Origin of the sequence: Microbacterium sp. NPDC008134 (assembly GCF_042957055.1) — a bacterium.
GTDB lineage: Bacteria > Actinomycetota > Actinomycetes > Actinomycetales > Microbacteriaceae > Microbacterium.
On record NZ_JBIBHO010000004.1, the window covers coordinates 157,346 to 173,680 of the forward strand.

A 16,335-nucleotide genomic window follows, 5' to 3' on the forward strand; every position below is an offset into this window, starting at 1 on the left:
CGGCACACCGCACCACGAATGTCCCTCTCCGGCTCCCGGGCCGGCACACACACAAACAACGGAGTTTCCATGAAGTTCGGAAAGAAGGCCGCGTTCGCGGCTCTGATCGCCTCCGCGGCGATCGTCGTGGCAGGCTGCTCGGGCAACACCGGCGGCGGAGACGCGGGCGGCGACGCCGGCAGCGGCGACGAGATGTACATCGCCATGGTCTCGAAGGGCTTCCAGCACCAGTTCTGGCAGGCCGTCAAGAAGGGCGCCGAGGAGCGCGCCGCCGAGCTCGGCGTGACCATCACCTTCGAGGGCCCCGCAGCCGAGACCGAGGTCGACGCGCAGCTGCAGATGCTGCAGACCGCGATCGACAAGACCCCGGATGCCATCGCCTACGCCGCCCTCGACCCCGAGGCCTGCGTCCCGTACCTCGACAAGGCCAAGGCAGCCGACATCCCCGTCGTCTACTTCGACGCACCGTGCGACGGCGACGTGGGCCTGAGCCTCGCCGCCACCGACAGCAAGGTCGCCGGTGCACTGGCCGCCGAGCACATGGCCGAGCTCATCGGCGGTGAGGGCGAGGTCGCCATCGTCGGTCACTCGCAGATCAACTCGACCGGTGTCGAGCGTCGTGACGGCTTCGTCGAGAAGATCGAGTCGGACTACCCCGACATCGAGATCGTCGACATCCAGTACGGCGACGGCGACCACCTGAAGTCGGCCGACATCGCGAAGGCCATGATCGCCGCGCACCCCGACCTCAAGGGCATCTACGGCACCAACGAGGGCTCGGCCATCGGTGTCGTGAACGCCGTCAACGAGCTCGGTCTCGAGAAGGGCAAGCTCACCATCGTCGGATTCGACTCCGGTGCGGCCCAGATCAACGCGATCAAGGACGGCACGATGGCCGGCGCCATCACGCAGGACCCGATCGGCATCGGCGCGCAGGTCGTGCAGGCCGCGTACGACGCCGCCAACGGCGAGACCGTCGAGGAGTTCTACGACACGGGTTCGTACTGGTACGACAGCACGAACCTCGAGGACGAGAAGATCGCCGCGGTTCTCTACCAGTGATCTGATCTCCCGGATCGAGAGGCCCCTCACCTTCGGGTGGGGGGCCTCTTCGTGTCTCGGGGCCCTTCGTCTCGCTTCGCTCGCTCAGGAACCGGCCAAGGCACCCGGTTCCTGAGCGAGGAGCGCAGCGACGAGACGAAGGGCCCCAGGGAACCGGCCAAGGCACCCGGTTCCTGAGCGAGGAGCGCAGCGACGAGACGAAGGGCCCCAGGCAACGGAAAGGCCCGGTATCCGAGGGGGACACACCGGGCCTTTCCCAACCGGAGAGAGGGGGGGATCCTCCGGTTGCATCCGCCGTCAGAGACGGCGGAGGAATGTGAGCTGCGACGAGGGTTCCACGATCAGCTCTTGCAGCGCCGCGTTGAACGGCACGCCGGCCGGGGCCGAGATGTGCGCCTGGAACGCTGCCTCATCGCGATAGACCTCGTACACGAAGAAGCGATCAGGATCGTCGACGAGTCGCGTGGCATCGAAGACCACGTTACCTGTTTCTGCCTGTACTTCCCTAGCGAACTCGCGCAGAAGTTCGGCGACGCGATCTCCCTCGCCGGGGCGGGCCGTGAAGGTCGCGTGCAGGATGGTGGGGGCGGATGCTTCGGACAACGGTGTCTCCAGAGGTCGGGCGGTTCAGTGCGAGAGCGTGAGCAGGCGTGCGGGGTTGGTGACGAGCATCCGATCCACGGCCTCGTCTCCGATGAGGGCGCGCAGGCGGGGCACGTAGCGCTCGCCCAGGTAGGCGAGCCCGGGCATCCCGCCGTAGGCGAGGTAGCGGGTGCGGCGGGCGACGTCGCCGCCGAGCAGCACCCGGTCGCCGGCGCCGCGCTCGACGACCGCCGCAGTGAGGGCGAGCAGCTCGGCGTCCGATCGTGTGCGCGGCCGGGCCATGCCGTCGTAGCCGAGGTACGCGCCGCGCTCGGCGAGCGAGGCGTGCAGGCCCGGGTCGGGGTCGCGGTCGGCATGCGCCAAGACGACACGATCGGATGCCGCGCCCGCAGCCGCGAGCAGATCGAGCACCTCGTGCGCCGCCGTGCAGAACTCGAGGTGCACCATGATCGGGGCCCCGGTCTCGCGGTGCGCGGCGGCGATGGCGTCGAGGGTGGTGCGCTCGAAGTCGCTGATGCGCCAGTAGTCGATGCCGGCCTTGAGCAGCCCGGCGCGCACGGGGGCTCCGTCGGGGGCGTGTGCGGCGCGTGGAGTCTCCGAGGTGATGGCCTCGCTGTCGTCGACCGGCATCCCGTCGACGATGTCGCGCACGAACATGTCGGCCAACCGGTCGACGCCCCAGGTGCGGATCGGATGCTCCGGCGCGTAGTGCGCCTCGCGGTGCCGTCCGGTCGTGGCGACGATGCGCAGCCCGGTCGCGGCGCTGATGCGTGCGACGGCCTCGGGGTTGCGTCCGACACCGAACGGGGTCGCGTCGACCATCGCGGCGAAACCGCTGTCGCGCAGGCTCTCGGCTTCGGCGCCCGAGCGCGCCTCGTCGTCGAGCTCGTCGCCGGGCAGCAACGGGCTCACCTGGAAGAGGTGCTCGTGATAGTTCGTCGCCCCGAGCTGCGCCGGGTCGATGTCGCCGAGGACGGTGCGGATCATCGGCGCGCGAACTCTGCTGCCTCGGCCAGCTGCTCGACGACCTCGGGCGTCAGGTCGAGCTCGAACACATCGGCGACGACCTGCGACCAGCCGTGGATGAAGTAACGCCAGCCATCGACGACGTGCAGCGACCGCGCCTCCTCCTGCGCCCTCGCCTGGTGCAGGAACTCCAACGATCCGCGGTAGTTGAACTCCCACACGTAGGCGTTCTCGGGAAAGACGACATCGTCGGGCAGGGGAGAGCCGGGGCGGTCCTTGCCGAGCCCGGTGGCGTTCACGATCACCGAGCCTGCGGGTGCGGCGGCGACCAGCGTCGCGGCCTCCGCGGGGGTGTCGGTACGCACGTAGCGGATGAGCCCCTCTGCCGTGCCATGCTGCTCGTGCACCGCGCGCAGGTGTTCCAGCGCCTCGTCGCTGCGGGCCGTCACGGTCACGCGGGCGGGAGCATCCGCTCGTTCGGCGAGCGCCCAGCTGAGGGCCGTGCCCGAGCCGCCGGCCCCGAGGATGACGACCTCGGCGCCGGTGCGCGCGAAGTGATCGGCGGGCAGGAAGTCGTTGAGGGCGAGGTCGACCGTGATCGGGTCCTTGGCGCGGCCGATGATCCGGTCGCCGCGCTTCGAGATGCTCGAGATCTCGCTGCACGAGACAGCGAACGGGTCGAGCTCGTCGAACAGGTCGGATGCCGCCGCGAACACGTTCATCTTGTGCGTCGTGACGAGCGCACCGCGGTGGTTCGGGTCGTCGCGGATCTGCTCGACCATCGCGACGTACCGCGCGGGCGTGGCGTCCATCGGCAGGTCGTGGCCGACCAGTTCGCGCGTCGGCAGCCCGAGCACGTCGGCCCAGCGGGGGAAGACCTGCATGATCGACGACGAGCCGGTGCTCACGCCGACGAAGCCCATGTACCCGGCGGTGGTGGACGCGGCGGTGCTCGGGTCGGCGGGGAGGGAAGTGGTCATCGGATTCTCCTACGGGGCTCTCACGGGGAAGCGGGGTTCGGCGCCCCGGAGCACGGCGATCACGTCGTCGAGCGAGAAGGACCCCATGTTGTCGACGGCTTGGGTCGTCTGGGCGCCGAGGTGCGGCGTGACGATCACCCGATCGGCGAGGGCGTCGGCGAGCAGCGGACTGTCCTTCGCGGCGGTGTCGCCGTCGAGGGTGTCGGCCGCGTACCCGGCGAGGACGCCGTCGTGCAGGGCTTCGGCGACGGCGGCCTCATCGATCAGGTCGCCGCGCGCGGTGTTGACGATGATGCTGCCGCGGCGCATGCGGGCGAGCCGCGCGGCGTCGACGAGCAACTGTCCGCCCGGAGCGTGCAGCGAGATCAGGTCGGCCGTCTCGAACAGGGCGTCGAGCTCTGCGGGCTCGGCGCCCGCGGCGCGCACGACGTCGGCCGGGAGGAACGGATCGGCGGCGAGGATGCGGCATCCGAATCCGCTCAACCGCTTCGCGACGCCCTGACCGATGCGGCCGAAGCCGACGATGCCGACGGTCGCCGCTCCCAGCTCGCGGCCGCGGCGCACGCCCCAGTCGCCGGTCCGTACCCGGCGATCGCCGTCGGGCACGAACCGCAGGGCGGCGAGCATCAGGCCCACCGCGTGGTCGGCGACGGCATCCGCATTCGCACCCGGGGTGTTCGACACCGGGATGCCGCGACGGCGGGCGGCGTCGAGGTCGACGGCCTCGGTGCCCACGCCGTAGCGGGCGATGATCTTGAGCTTCGGCGCGGCGGCGAGGTGCGCGTCGGTGACGGGGCCGGTGCCTGCGATCCAGGCATCCGCCCCGTGCAGCAACACGCGCAACTCGTCGAGGTCGTGGTGCGCCGGCCCGCGCAGGATGCGGTGGCCGGCGATCGCCGCGCGCTCGACGAGGTCGAGGTCGCCGTCGGAGAACGAGCGGCTCGTGACGAGGATGACGCCCATCAGCCGGCCCGTCCGGCGAACCAGGGGGCGAGCGCCGTGTACGCGTCGGTGAATCGCGCGTGGCGCTCGGCGTAGATCGCGTGGCGGGCGGCGTCGGGCGCGAACTCGGCGGTGACCTCGCTCAGCGCGCGGGCAGCCGAGAAGTCGGCGAGCCCGAGGCCGACGGCGCCGGTGACCGCGGCCCCGAGGCTGTTCGCCTCTTCGACGATCGTGCGGCGGCGTACCGGCACGCCCCAGACGTCGGCGAGCACCGAGAGGTACACGTCGCTCTGCGCGCCGCCGCCGACCGCGTCGATCCGGTCGATCGTCGCGCCCGAGGCGCGGAACGCCTGGATGCACGTGAGCAGGTTGAACGCCGTGCCCTCGAGCACCGAACGCACGAGGTGCGCGCGGGTGTGGTGGCGGGCGAGGCCGACGAAGGCGCCGCGGGCATCCGGATCCCAGAGGGGTGAGCGCTCGCCGAGCAGGTACGGCAGGAAGTAGAGGTCATCGGTGTCGACGTCGGCGGATGCCTCGGCGGTGAGGCGCCCGGTCTCGGGGTGAGCCGGATCGGCGGAGAGGGCCTCGGCGATCCACTGGACGGATGCTCCGCCCGCCTGCATCGTCGCGGTGGGCACGAACGACCCCGGCACGACGTTGTCGAACGAGAAGGTGCGCATCGCCGGGTCGTGCAACGGAGCATCCGCCGCGAAGGAGATCCACGACGAGGTGCCCAGGCACACGTACGCGCCATCTTCGGGCGCGACGACACCGGAGCCGACCGCCGCGAGCGGGCCGTCGCCGCCACCCATCACCACGCGCACACCCGCATGCAGGCCGAGGGCCTCGGCCGCGGCATCCGTCAGCGGTCCGGCGATCGCCGTGGAGTCGAGGATTTCGGGGAACAGAGCGGGATCGAGCCGCGCCGCCTGCAGAACCTCGTCCGACCATGTGCCGGTGCGCTGATCGTAGGCGTTGGTGCCCGAGGCGTCGGAGCGGTCGGTCGCGAGACGCCCGGTGAGGCGCAGCACGATGAAGTCCTTCGCGATGCAGAACCGGCGCACGCGCGCCCAGACGTCGGGCTCGTTGTCGCGCACCCACATGATCTTCTCGACCGAGTAGGTGGGGTTCAGGCGGTGGCCCAGGATGCCGTAGGCGTGCTCGGCACCGAGTGCCTGCTCGAGCTCGCGCTGCTGCGCGCCCGAGCGGGTGTCGGCCCAGATGATCGCCGGGCGCGCGGGTTCGCCGTCGGCGTCGAGTAGCACGGCACCCATCATCTGCCCGCCCACGACGAGGCCGGCCACCTCGGAGGGGAGCGTGCTGGTCTTCGCGATCAGGGTGCGGGTCGCCTCGACGACTGCGTCCCACCAGTCGATCGGGTTCTGCTCGGCGATGCCGCCCGCGGCGAAGTGCGCGGGGTAGGGCACCGTGACCGACGACACCAGGCGTCCGTCGTCGTGGTGCAGTGAGGCCTTGTTGCCGGTGGTGCCGAGGTCGTGGGCGATCAGCATGGTCGGGTCAGCTCGCGGTCGTGTACGGGCGCAGGTCGGCCGAGCCGTCGGTGCTGCGGTAGGCGCGGGAGCCCATGCCGTGCTCGAGCACCCAGCCGTAGTCGTGGCCGGCGCCACCGGGGTACACCGCGAGGAACGCGTACGGCTCGTCGCCGGTGTTGATCGAGCGGTGCGCCCAGCCCGGCGGGATGTACCCGATGGTGCCGGGCAGCATGTCGAGCCACTCGGTGCGCTCGCCGTCGAACATCAGGAGCCCGCCGCGACCCTTCAGTGCGAGGTAGATCTCGCCCTGGTGGTTCGGGTGCTGGTGGCCCTTGGTCATCCAGAGTTCGCCGGATGTGTCGCCGGGCATGATCGTGGTGATCGACTGGGGGAGCTCGCGGTCGACCTCGGGAACCGGCGAGCTGACGACGGTGTAGACGACGGGATTGTCTCCTTCGGCCGCGGTCTTCCAGGCGTCGTGGTCGAGGAAGAGGCCCTCGAGGTCCGACATCCGCCGGGTGAGAGTGGGGCCCTCGGGCGAGAGGGTCAGCTTCTCGGTGTCGAAGGCGATCGCCATCGGCTGGATCGGCGGGGTGTGGAACGCGGGCATCGGTGCTCCTTGTCGCGGTGTGCGTCGTTGCACAGGCGCGGGACCCGACACCTGTAATAACAAGTGAGCATACCTGTTACTACAGGTTGGCGTCTACACCCATCTGCGCGGGGTCTCGTGCGCAGGTGCGCGGTCAGCCTGCGATTCGAATCGCTCACTTTGCAGAAATCCGGCCCGGTAAACCGAAAAGTGAGCGATTCGAACGGATGCCGGGGCTACCCGGCCTGGCGGGCGCGGTAGGCGGCGACGGCATTGCGGTTGGCGCAGGTGGGGGAGCAGTAGCGCTTCGAGCGGTTGCGGCTGAGGTCGAGGGCGATCGCCTCGCAGGTGTCGTCGTCGCAGATCGACAGGCGCGAACCCTCGTCCTGTCGGATCACGTCGATCAGCGCCATCGCGGTCTCGATCAGCACGCGCTCGGCGAGTGGCCGTTCGTCGCCGACGGCGTGCAGGTGCCAGTCGGTGTCGCCGTGGCGCACGAGCTGCGGCGCGACGGGAGTGTCGGTGAGTACGTCGTTCACGCGCGCGGCCATCTCGTCGCGCGGGGCGAGCAGCAGGGCGCGCAGGCGCGGGCGGATGCTGCGCAGATCGGCGATCTCGGCATCGTCGCGGTCGAGGCGGCCGGTGTATGGGAACTCCTCGAGGAAGCCCTCCTCGTCGGCGAGGGTCTCGAGCGTGTCGGGGTGCTCGGCGGAGTTCACGAGCCAGACGGATGCCTGCAGAGCATCCGCCGTGTCATCGGTGAAGATCATGTTGACATGTTACATTCGCCGCGAGTAGCGTCACATGCCATGAGCACTGTGGCCGATGACGTACGGGCGACGCGCGGCGTGCGACTGGGTCTTCCGCTGGCGATCGGTGCGGCGTTCGCGTTCGGCATGTCGGGTGCCTGGGCGCGCGGACTGATCGACGCGGGGTGGACGCCGGGCGCGGCCGTCACCGCCCGCATCTGGGTCGCAGCGCTCGTGCTGCTGATACCGACGATCCTGACGCTGCGCGGGCGCTGGCACCTGCTGCGCCGCAACGCCGGTATCATCGCCGCGTACGGGCTGCTCGCGGTCACCGCCACGCAACTGTTCTACTTCCAGGCCGTCGCCGTGATGGACGTCGGGTTGGCCCTGCTCATCGAGTACACCGCGCCGGTCGCCGTCATCCTCTGGCTCTGGATCCGCCGGGGTGAGAAGCCCAGTCGCCGCAGCATCCTGGGTGCCGCGATCGCCTTCGTCGGTCTCGTGCTCATGCTCGACATCGTCACCGGTGCAGATGTCAACGTCGCCGGCATCCTCTGGGCGCTCGGCGCGATGGTCGGCGCCGCGACCTACTTCGTGCTCTCCGCGAAGGCCGACACCGGCCTCCCGCCGCTCGCGCTCGCCGGCAGTGGACTGCTGCTCGGTGCGGTCGGGTTGACGAGCGCCGGAGCGGTCGGCATCCTCCCGATCGCCTGGAGCACCGACGACATCGCCTACCGCTTCGGCACCGTGCCCTGGTTCGTCCCTGTGTTGGCGATGGGCGTGCTCGCGACGGCGCTCGCGTACCTGCTCGGCATCGCCTCGACGCGGATGCTCGGATCCCGCCTCGCCTCGTTCGTGGCGCTCGCCGAGGTCGTCGCGGCGCTGCTGTTCGGGTGGCTGCTGCTCGGGCAGTTGCCCGATCTGCTGCAGGCGCTCGGTGGGGCACTCGTGCTTGCGGGTGTCGTGGTCGTGAAGCTCGGTGAGCCCGCGCCGCCCGCCGAGTTCGTCGAGCCGGTGGCCGAGGGTGCCGCGGGGTGGGATGCTTCGACAGGCTCAGTAACCCAGTAACAGCACGAGGCCCCGACTGGGCCCCTGCACAGGCTGGGTCCCTGAGCCTGTCGAAGGGCCCCGCCCCCGAGACCGTCTAATGCATACGAATAGACGCCCTCAAGCAATCCCCAGGCGACCTATCTCGCCGTATGTATACAATCGAGCCATGACCCTCTCCGTCGAGCGCACCACGGCCGGTGATCGCGCCTACGCGACACTGCTCGACGGCATCCAGTCCGGAACGATCCCCGCGGGCACGGTGCTCGGCGAGGTCGAGCAGGCCGCGCGCCTCGGCGTGAGCCGAACCCCGCTGCGTGAAGCCCTTCGCCGCCTCGCCGCCGACGGCCTCGTCGTGCAGCAGTCTCCGCGCGTCACCGTCGTGGCGGACCTCGACGCCACCGATATCCGCGAGCTGTTCGAGATCCGCCGGGCGCTCGAAGAGACCTCTGCCCGCCTCGCCGCCGCTCGCGGAGACGCCGGAGCCTTCGCGGCTCTCGCCGAGGAGTTCGCGCACGTCGACCTCGACGCGTCCGAGGGGCGCGACGCCTACTACGCCCTGATCTCCCGCTTCGACGCCGCCCTCGACGCCGCCGTTTCCAACGACTACATCGCCGCCGCCCTCCGCACCGTGCGTACGCACCTCGTGCGGGTGCGCCGCATGGCCCGTGACAAGCCCGCCCGGCTCGCGGCATCCGCCTCCGAGCACCGCACGATCGCGCAGGCGCTCGCCGCCCGCGACGGCGATCTCGCCGCTCACGCCACGCACGTGCACCTGCACAACGCGCTCACCGGCATCCTCGACTCCCTCCCCGAGAACTCCCTCTCCGCCGAACCGGCGACAGCCCCCGCGACCGAAGGAAGACCATGACCGTCACCCACCACGTCCGCGTGCACCGCAGCGAAGAGAACCTCGCGCGCGAAGACCAGCTCGCCTGGAAGATCGCCGAGGTGGCCGCTGACCCGGTCGAGGTCGAGCCCGCCGTCGTCGACATGATCATCAATCGCATCATCGACAACGCCTCGGTGGCGGCGGCATCCCTCACCCGCGCGCCGATCAACGCGGCCCGCGCCCAGGCGTTCAGCCACCCCGTCTCGACCGGCGGTGCCGGGGCGAACCTCTTCGGCGCGGCCCTCGACCGCCGCACCAGTCCCGAGTGGGCGGCGTGGGCGAACGGCGTGGCCGTGCGCGAACTCGACTACCACGACACCTTCCTCGCCGCCGAGTACTCGCACCCCGGCGACAACATCCCGCCGATCCTCGCGGTCGCCCAGCACACCGGCGCCGACGGTCGCGCGCTCGTGCGCGGCATCGCGACCGGCTACGAGATCCAGATGGACCTCGTGCGCGCGATCTGTCTGCACAAGCACAAGATCGACCACGTCGCGCACCTCGGTCCGTCGGCCGCCGCCGGCATCGGCACGCTTCTCGGCCTCGACGTCGAGACGATCTACCAGGCCGTCGGTCAGGGACTGCACACCACCACCGCCACGCGCCAGAGCCGCAAGGGTGAGATCTCGACGTGGAAGGCGCACGCCCCGGCCTTCGCCGGCAAGATGGCCGTCGAGGCGGTCGATCGCGCGATGCGCGGGCAGACCAGCCCGGCCCCGATCTACGAGGGTGAAGACGGCGTGATCGCATGGATGCTCGACGGAAAGGATGCCGCGTACGATGTGCCGCTGCCCGCCGCCGGCGAGCCGAAGCGCGCGATCCTTGACTCGTATACGAAGGAGCACTCGGCCGAGTACCAGGCGCAGGCGTGGATCGATCTCGCCCGCAAGCTCGGCACCGAGAACCCGGTGCTGCGCGACCCGGCGAACATCGAAGCGATCGTGCTGCACACCAGCCACCACACCCACTACGTGATCGGGTCGGGTGCGAACGACCCGCAGAAGTACGACCCGACGGCATCGCGTGAGACGCTCGACCACTCGATCCCGTACATCTTCGCCGTCGCGCTGCAGGACGGCGGCTGGCACCACGTCGACTCCTACGCCCCTTCGCGTGCCGGGCGTGAAGACACCGTCGCGCTGTGGCACAAGATCACCACGGCCGAGGATGCCGAGTGGACCCGTCGCTACCACTCCGAGGATCCCGATGTGAAGGCGTTCGGCGGTCGCGTCGAGTTCCGGCTGACCGACGGCTCGACCGTCGTCGACGAGATCGCCGTGGCCGATGCGCATCCGCTCGGTGCTCGCCCGTTCGCGCGGGAGAACTACATCGCGAAGTTCCGTCTGCTGGCCGAGCCCGTGCTCGAGCCCGCCGAGATCGAGCGGTTCCTCGAGCTCGTGCAGCGCCTTCCCGAGCTCACCGCGGCCGAGGTCGCCGAGCTGTCTATCGTCGCGAAGCCCGGCCTGCTCGACGCCGCTCCGACACCCGCGGGGCTGTTCTAGTGGCCTGCGACCCTTCGACAGGCTCAGGGACCCAGGCGGTCGCCTCGTCCCGGAGCCCCGAGGATGGGTTGCTGAGCCCCCAGGATGGGTTGTTGAGCCCGTCGAAGCACCCCATCCGACACCACGAGATCGAGGAGAGCTGATGCTGTACTCCACCGTCACTCCGGCCGAGAAGCGCCGCCTGTTCCGCGAACGGCTCGCGAGCGGTGAACTGCTGCGGTTCCCGGGCGCGTTCAATCCCTTGAGCGCGCGGCTGATCGCCGAGAAGGGATTCGAGGGCGTCTACATCTCGGGCGCCGTGCTGTCGGCCGACCTCGGCCTCCCCGACATCGGGCTCACGACGCTCACCGAGGTCGCCGGCCGCGCGAAGCAGATCGCCCGCATGACCGATCTGCCCGCGATCGTCGACGCCGACACCGGCTTCGGCGAGCCGATGAACGTCGCGCGCACGATCCAGGAACTCGAGGACGCCGGACTCGCCGGCATGCACATCGAGGACCAGGTGAACCCCAAGCGTTGCGGACACCTCGACGGCAAGAGCGTCGTCGATGAGAACACCGCGATCAAGCGCATCCGGGCCGCCGCGGACGCGCGCCGCGACGAGAATTTCCTGCTCATGGCGCGCACCGACATCCGGGCGATCGAGGGGCTGGATGCCGCCATCGATCGCGCGAAGGCGCTGGTGGATGCCGGGGCCGACGCGATCTTCCCCGAAGCGATGCGCGAACTCTCGGAGTTCGAGGCGATGGCCGAGGCGCTCGACGTGCCGATCCTTGCGAACATGACCGAGTTCGGGAAGAGCGAGCTGTTCTCGACCGCTCAGCTGCAGAGCGCGGGCGTGAGCATCGTCATCTGGCCGGTGTCGCTGCTGCGGACCGCGATGGGCGCGGCCGGTCGTGCGCTCGATACGCTGAACACGGAGGGGCACCTGACGTCGATGCTCGGAGAGATGCAGCACCGCGCCGATCTGTACGAGCTCATCGACTACGAGTCGTACAACCACTTCGACTCGGGGGTCTTCAACTTCACGATCGACCAGAGCGGTCGCTGAGCACGGCAGCACACAACGCAGCACACGAAGGAGTGAGCATGACCGAACCGGACATCAAGAAGGGCCTCGCCGGGGTCGTGGTCGACACGACCTCGATCTCGAAGGTCAACCCCGAGACGAACAGCCTGCTCTACCGCGGATACCCGGTGCAGGAGCTCGCCGCGACGCAGTCGTTCGAGGCTGTCGCGTACCTGCTCTGGCACGGGGAGCTGCCGACGCCCGAGGAGCTCGCGGCGTTCCGCGTCGAGGAGCGTCGCCACCGCGCGCTCGCCGACAACGTGAAGGCCGCGATCGACCTGGTTCCCGTCGAGGCGCACCCGATGGACGAGGTCCGCACGGCGGTCAGCCTGATCGGAGCCTCCGATCCCGGTGCCGGAGGCTCGGTGCTCGACGCCGGCGGCAGCCCCGAGCAGAACCTCGAACGCAGCATCCGTCTGTTCGCCGCGCTGCCGGCCATCGTGGCCTACGGCCAGCGCCGCCGGCGCGGGCAGGAGCTCATCGAGCCGCGGGATGACCTGGACTACTCGGCCAACTTCCTCTGGATGACGTTCGGCGAGGAGGCGGATGCCGTGGTCGTCGACGCGTTCAATCGCTCGATGATCCTCTACGCCGAGCACTCGTTCAACGCCTCCACGTTCACGGCGCGGGTCATCACCTCGACGCTCAGCGACCTGTATTCGGCCGTCGTCGGGGCGATCGGCGCCCTCAAAGGACCGCTGCACGGCGGTGCCAACGAGGCCGTGCTGCACATCTTCGACGAGATCGGCTCGGCGGATGCCGTCGAGGCGTGGCTCGACAAGGCCCTGGCCGAGAAGCGCAAGATCATGGGCTTCGGGCACCGCGTGTACAAGAAGGGCGACTCGCGGGTGCCGACGATGAAGGCGGCGCTCGACACGCTCGTCGCGCACTTCGACCGGTCGGAGGTCGCGGCGCTCTACGACGCACTCGAGTCGGAGTTCGTCGCCCGCAAGGGCATCTATCCGAACCTCGACTACCCCTCGGGTCCGGCATACAACCTGATCGGCTTCGACACGCTCACGTTCACGCCGCTCTTCGTCGCGGCGCGGGTGACGGGCTGGACGGCGCACGTGATCGAGCAGGCCGGAGCCAACGCGCTGATCCGCCCGCTGTCGGAGTACGTCGGGCCGGAGGAGCGGCACGTCGAGGGCTGACGAACCTGCACGTATGAGAGAGCCTGGGGCCCTTCGTCAGGCTCAGGGACCCAGGCTCTTTCGGTACCGGTGAGTGGGGGCCCTTCGGCAGGCTCAGGGACCCAGGCTCTCTCGGTGCGGCATCCGCTCTCTCGTCAGCCGATGTTCTCGACGGCGGCGCGAGCGCGCGCACCCGCCTGCGAGGCGGTACCGTCATTGCTCTCCATCGTGCTGCGCAGCAGCGTGATGATGTTGCGCACCTCGTCAGCGGCGTTCTTCCACCGCAGCTCCTTGCCGCGGTACTCCTCGGAGACCCCGTCGGCGGAGTAGTCGGCCATGGCGTTCTGCACGGCCTTGTCGCGGTCGGCGATCAGGCTCTCGAGCAGGCTCGAGACGCGGGTGAACTCTCCCTGGACCTCCTGCGAGGCGGCGACGCTGTAGGCGCGGCGATCTTCGTATGCCATTTCTGTCTCCTCGTTCTCAGCGTCCGGCGAAGCGTGCGGCCTCGAAGGACGCCCCGCTCTCGGCTCCACGGGTCTGGTCGACCATCTCGGACTCTCCCTCGCGGAACGCGCGGTCCATGCCCGAGATGCCGCCGAGCACGGCGGCGAGCGACGTGTTCAGTTCCGCGGCGACGTCGTCGGTGCGGAGCTTGAAGCTGTCGAACGCCGCTTTCGCCGCTCCCGCGTGCACCTGCATCAGCGGGTCGGCGGCGACCACGAGCTGCTTCACGAGCGCTCCGAGATCGTCGCTCGATCCCGATGTCTGCTTGCCGAGAACGCTGAGCGTCTCGGCTCCCATGTCGAACTTCATACTCCGGCTTCCTTTCGTCGCCCACTCTTCCCTGTGATCGCGGAGAGGCGATCATCCCCGATGGGCGAGGAGAGAGTAACAGGGCTGCCACGCTCGGCGGCGAAGTTATCCACAGGTGCGTACGAATGCTTTCTGATGCCATACGCGGTCATTGAGTTCCCTCGCGAGGAGGGGCGACACCGTCGGCGATGTCCATCACCGACTGTCGGAACGACTGCGACGCAGGGTCGAGGTACCCCACGGATGGCGGATCCCAGGGCTGGAGCAGCGCCCCCACCGGGCTCAGCACGAGCTGCGCCGGGTCGATCCGGTAGAACGGCAGATCCGAGCGCTGCACGTTGTGCCCACCCGTCGCAGCGCCGCGCGCCACGATCGCCGGTTCATCGGATTCCGAGTCGCCGACCACCCCGCCGTCCGAGCTGAACGTCTGCGTCCCCAGGATGCGAGCGGGATCGACGGGATGCTCTCCGAGCCTCCCCAACGGCGCGATCCAGTCACCGCCGAGCGGGTGAGTACCGCTCGCGATCGTCGCGTGCATCGCGAGCTGCCCCGCACTCATCTGACGGGCGAGCTCGCGCGCCGTCCGCTCACTGATCCCCGCCGACCCGTACAGCCAGGCGTTGCTGACGAGCCCGGGATGCTCGGCGATCATCTGGGTGCCTGCGGTGGTCCCCAGTGAATGCAGGCCGAGATCCAGCTGCACCCCGGGCGACTGCGCGCGGAACCCGTGCAGGAGCCGTGCCAGGCGAACCGCGCCGTTGTCGGGCCGCTCGATGTTCAGCACGTTGAACATCGACCCCGAGTCCCATTCCATGAACATCACGGTGGCCGTCGTCGCCGACGAGCCCGGAGCAGCGAGGTGTGCGGAGACCGCTTCCTGCATCGCCTCGGCGCTGCCCGCCCACGCCGGCAGCTTCCCGAGGTCCTCGTGGATCCCGTGGGTGAGTGTGGTGATCTGATCGGCGCTGTCGACGTCGCCCCACCCGATGCTGGCGCGCGGGCTGCCGTCGTCGGTCTCCGCGAAGAGCGAGAGCAGAAGCGGCCTCGGATCGTCGTCGAGGACCTCCGACAGGCCCCGCAACTGCTCGCGGTGCTCGTCGCTCAGGGCATCATCCGCGAGCATCTGTGACAGGGACTCCCGGTTGAAGTCGTCGCGCGTCGTCGCCGGGATTCCGTTGAGATTGCCGACCGCGAAGGGAGCGACCGTGAACAACTGGACGAGCGCCGCCGGATCGAACCGCATCCACAAGCGCCGTGCTCGCCCCGGATCGATCAGACCCACAGCGCTCGCGAAATCGGGGTGCCGTTCGACCCAGCGGCGCACGTCGTCGCGGTCGGCTCGTCCCATCCAGGAGATGCGCTCGGCCGAAGCATCCGACAGCGAGCGCGTCAGGCGGTCGGCGAGCGGCTCGGGCGAGCCCGGGCGGCCCGGGTACGCCGCACGCATCCCGCCCCAGTAGTCCTGCGACACACCGACCCGCGCGCCCCAGGCATCCGACACCTCGTCGCCCCCGCTGATCGCGCGCAGACCGCTCGCGAGATCGTCTTCGGCCTGCTCGACGTCGTGGCGCAACCGCGCGATCTCGGCGTCGAGCTCGCCGAGCGCGGCCTCGGTGGTGGTTCGGGCATCCCAGGCCGCCATCCGCCGGGATGCGGCGGTGAGGGCGGCCGCCGACCGCGCGTCCGCATCGTTCTCCCGCACGTAACGGGCCTCGGCCTCGGCGGCATCGCGCAGCGCGTCGTCGTACCGCTCGTTGGCGCTCGCGACGCGGGCTGCGAGGAGATCTCGGCGGCGCTGCAGGTCGGGGAACACGGCGTCCGCGGCATCCGTCAATCGCGTTCGCGCGGCCGCCAGTGCTTCGACGAAGCTCTCCGCCGATCGCGCCGGCCGGTCCAGCAGATGGTGGGCGCTCTGCGCCCCGCGCACATCGAAGACCTCGCTCATCCGGCGCCAGCGGTCCGTCGCCTGCGTCATCGCGTCGTCGACTTCCTCGGCTGCGAGCCGCAGTCGATCGGCCAATGCGTGCAGCTTCGCCGAGTCCAGTACGGTCGGGAGCGCGCCCGAGCATCCGTTCATCGTCGGCACCCGCCCGCCGTGATGCGTGACCCTCCGTACACGGCCGGCGACGAGTCGCGCCACGCGTACTCCGCGGCGCGGAGGTCGTCGGCCATCGTCTCGTCGCCGGTCACCACCGCGATCGTCGCCGCCCCCACGGCGTCGGCCGCCGCGTTCACGGCGTACATGATCTTGCCCGGGACGAGGCGCCGTTCCTCCAGGAACGCGTTCCACGCCGACGCGAGCACTCGCCGCCCGTCCGCGACGAGTGCGACGCCCCCCTCGAACGCCGCCTCCTCGATCGCGTCGCGACTCCGCTCGAAGTGCGGCGCGGTGTCATCGAGCCCCTTCAGAACGCCCAGGACCCCGTCGGGATCCACTCGCCATTCACTCATGTTCACTTTCCTCCGGTCTGCCCGACCCCACGGTCGAGCGCCGG

17 protein-coding genes are annotated in these 16,335 nt (G+C 69.9%); 6 read left to right on the forward strand and 11 right to left on the reverse strand.

Annotation, left to right across the window (positions count from 1 at the left end; translation table 11 throughout):
- Positions 1-69: 69 nt before the first annotated feature.
- Positions 70-1,062 (forward strand): ABC transporter substrate-binding protein, encoded by a 993-nt coding sequence (locus tag ACFY9N_RS16240; protein ID WP_391479904.1) that lies wholly within the window; start codon positions 70-72, stop codon positions 1,060-1,062.
- A 297-nt stretch (positions 1,063-1,359) separates the two neighbouring features.
- Here ACFY9N_RS16240 and ACFY9N_RS16245 read toward each other — a convergent pair whose 3' ends face one another.
- From ACFY9N_RS16245 to ACFY9N_RS16275, 7 genes are all read right to left on the reverse strand, one after another.
- Positions 1,360-1,665, reverse strand: a complete 306-nt coding sequence (locus tag ACFY9N_RS16245) for a putative quinol monooxygenase (protein ID WP_391479905.1) — start codon at positions 1,663-1,665, stop codon at positions 1,360-1,362.
- A gap of 24 nt (positions 1,666-1,689) precedes the next feature.
- Complete coding sequence (locus ACFY9N_RS16250) at positions 1,690-2,652, reverse strand: phosphotriesterase (protein ID WP_391479907.1); 963 nt, start codon at positions 2,650-2,652, stop codon at positions 1,690-1,692.
- The gene (locus ACFY9N_RS16255) at positions 2,649-3,611 is read right to left on the reverse strand and encodes a shikimate dehydrogenase family protein (protein ID WP_391479908.1); all 963 of its coding nucleotides are present in this window, start codon (positions 3,609-3,611) and stop codon (positions 2,649-2,651) included. Before ACFY9N_RS16255 ends, ACFY9N_RS16250 begins: the two co-directional genes overlap by 4 nt.
- 9 nt (positions 3,612-3,620) lie before the next feature.
- Positions 3,621-4,574 (reverse strand): phosphoglycerate dehydrogenase, encoded by a 954-nt coding sequence (locus ACFY9N_RS16260; RefSeq protein WP_391479909.1) that lies wholly within the window; start codon positions 4,572-4,574, stop codon positions 3,621-3,623.
- Complete coding sequence (gene xylB, locus ACFY9N_RS16265) at positions 4,574-6,064, reverse strand: xylulokinase (protein ID WP_391479910.1); 1,491 nt, start codon at positions 6,062-6,064, stop codon at positions 4,574-4,576. The genes ACFY9N_RS16260 and xylB overlap by 1 nt, the downstream gene beginning before the upstream one ends.
- 7 nt (positions 6,065-6,071) lie before the next feature.
- Positions 6,072-6,656, reverse strand: coding sequence for a glucose-6-phosphate isomerase family protein (locus ACFY9N_RS16270; protein ID WP_391479911.1), 585 nt, complete (start codon positions 6,654-6,656; stop codon positions 6,072-6,074).
- Positions 6,657-6,871: 215 nt separating this feature from the next.
- Positions 6,872-7,405 carry a CGNR zinc finger domain-containing protein gene (locus ACFY9N_RS16275; RefSeq protein ID WP_391479912.1) on the reverse strand — a complete coding sequence of 178 codons (534 nt, stop codon included), beginning with the start codon at positions 7,403-7,405 and terminating at the stop codon, positions 6,872-6,874.
- Positions 7,406-7,444: 39 nt separating this feature from the next.
- On the opposite strand from ACFY9N_RS16275, the gene ACFY9N_RS16280 reads away from it, so the two are divergent.
- The 5 genes from ACFY9N_RS16280 to ACFY9N_RS16300 all read left to right on the forward strand — a co-directional run bounded on the left by ACFY9N_RS16280 (position 7,445) and on the right by ACFY9N_RS16300 (position 13,048).
- Entirely contained in the window at positions 7,445-8,452 is a 1,008-nt protein-coding gene (locus tag ACFY9N_RS16280) for a DMT family transporter (protein ID WP_391479913.1), read from the forward strand.
- A 148-nt stretch (positions 8,453-8,600) separates the two neighbouring features.
- A complete protein-coding gene (locus tag ACFY9N_RS16285) occupies positions 8,601-9,302 on the forward strand; it encodes a GntR family transcriptional regulator (RefSeq protein ID WP_391479915.1) in 702 nt (233 codons plus the stop codon).
- Positions 9,299-10,825, forward strand: coding sequence for an MmgE/PrpD family protein (locus ACFY9N_RS16290; RefSeq protein WP_391479916.1), 1,527 nt, complete (start codon positions 9,299-9,301; stop codon positions 10,823-10,825). The genes ACFY9N_RS16285 and ACFY9N_RS16290 overlap by 4 nt, the downstream gene beginning before the upstream one ends.
- A 142-nt stretch (positions 10,826-10,967) precedes the next feature.
- Entirely contained in the window at positions 10,968-11,876 is a 909-nt protein-coding gene (prpB, locus tag ACFY9N_RS16295; protein ID WP_391479917.1) for a methylisocitrate lyase, read from the forward strand.
- 38 nt (positions 11,877-11,914) lie between these two features.
- Positions 11,915-13,048, forward strand: coding sequence for a bifunctional 2-methylcitrate synthase/citrate synthase (locus tag ACFY9N_RS16300; RefSeq protein WP_391479919.1), 1,134 nt, complete (start codon positions 11,915-11,917; stop codon positions 13,046-13,048).
- Between the two features lie 134 nt (positions 13,049-13,182).
- Here the strand turns inward: ACFY9N_RS16300 and ACFY9N_RS16305 are convergent, their stop codons facing one another.
- The 4 genes from ACFY9N_RS16305 to ACFY9N_RS16320 form a co-directional block, all read right to left on the reverse strand.
- Positions 13,183-13,491, reverse strand: a complete 309-nt coding sequence (locus ACFY9N_RS16305; RefSeq protein WP_391479920.1) for a pore-forming ESAT-6 family protein — start codon at positions 13,489-13,491, stop codon at positions 13,183-13,185.
- A 16-nt stretch (positions 13,492-13,507) separates the two neighbouring features.
- Positions 13,508-13,840 carry a hypothetical protein gene (locus ACFY9N_RS16310; protein ID WP_391479921.1) on the reverse strand — a complete coding sequence of 111 codons (333 nt, stop codon included), beginning with the start codon at positions 13,838-13,840 and terminating at the stop codon, positions 13,508-13,510.
- 148 nt (positions 13,841-13,988) lie between these two features.
- Positions 13,989-15,917, reverse strand: a complete 1,929-nt coding sequence (locus tag ACFY9N_RS16315; protein WP_391479999.1) for an alpha/beta hydrolase — start codon at positions 15,915-15,917, stop codon at positions 13,989-13,991.
- Complete coding sequence (locus tag ACFY9N_RS16320; protein WP_391479922.1) at positions 15,914-16,291, reverse strand: DUF6507 family protein; 378 nt, start codon at positions 16,289-16,291, stop codon at positions 15,914-15,916. The genes ACFY9N_RS16315 and ACFY9N_RS16320 overlap by 4 nt, the downstream gene beginning before the upstream one ends.
- Positions 16,292-16,335 lie beyond the last annotated feature (44 nt).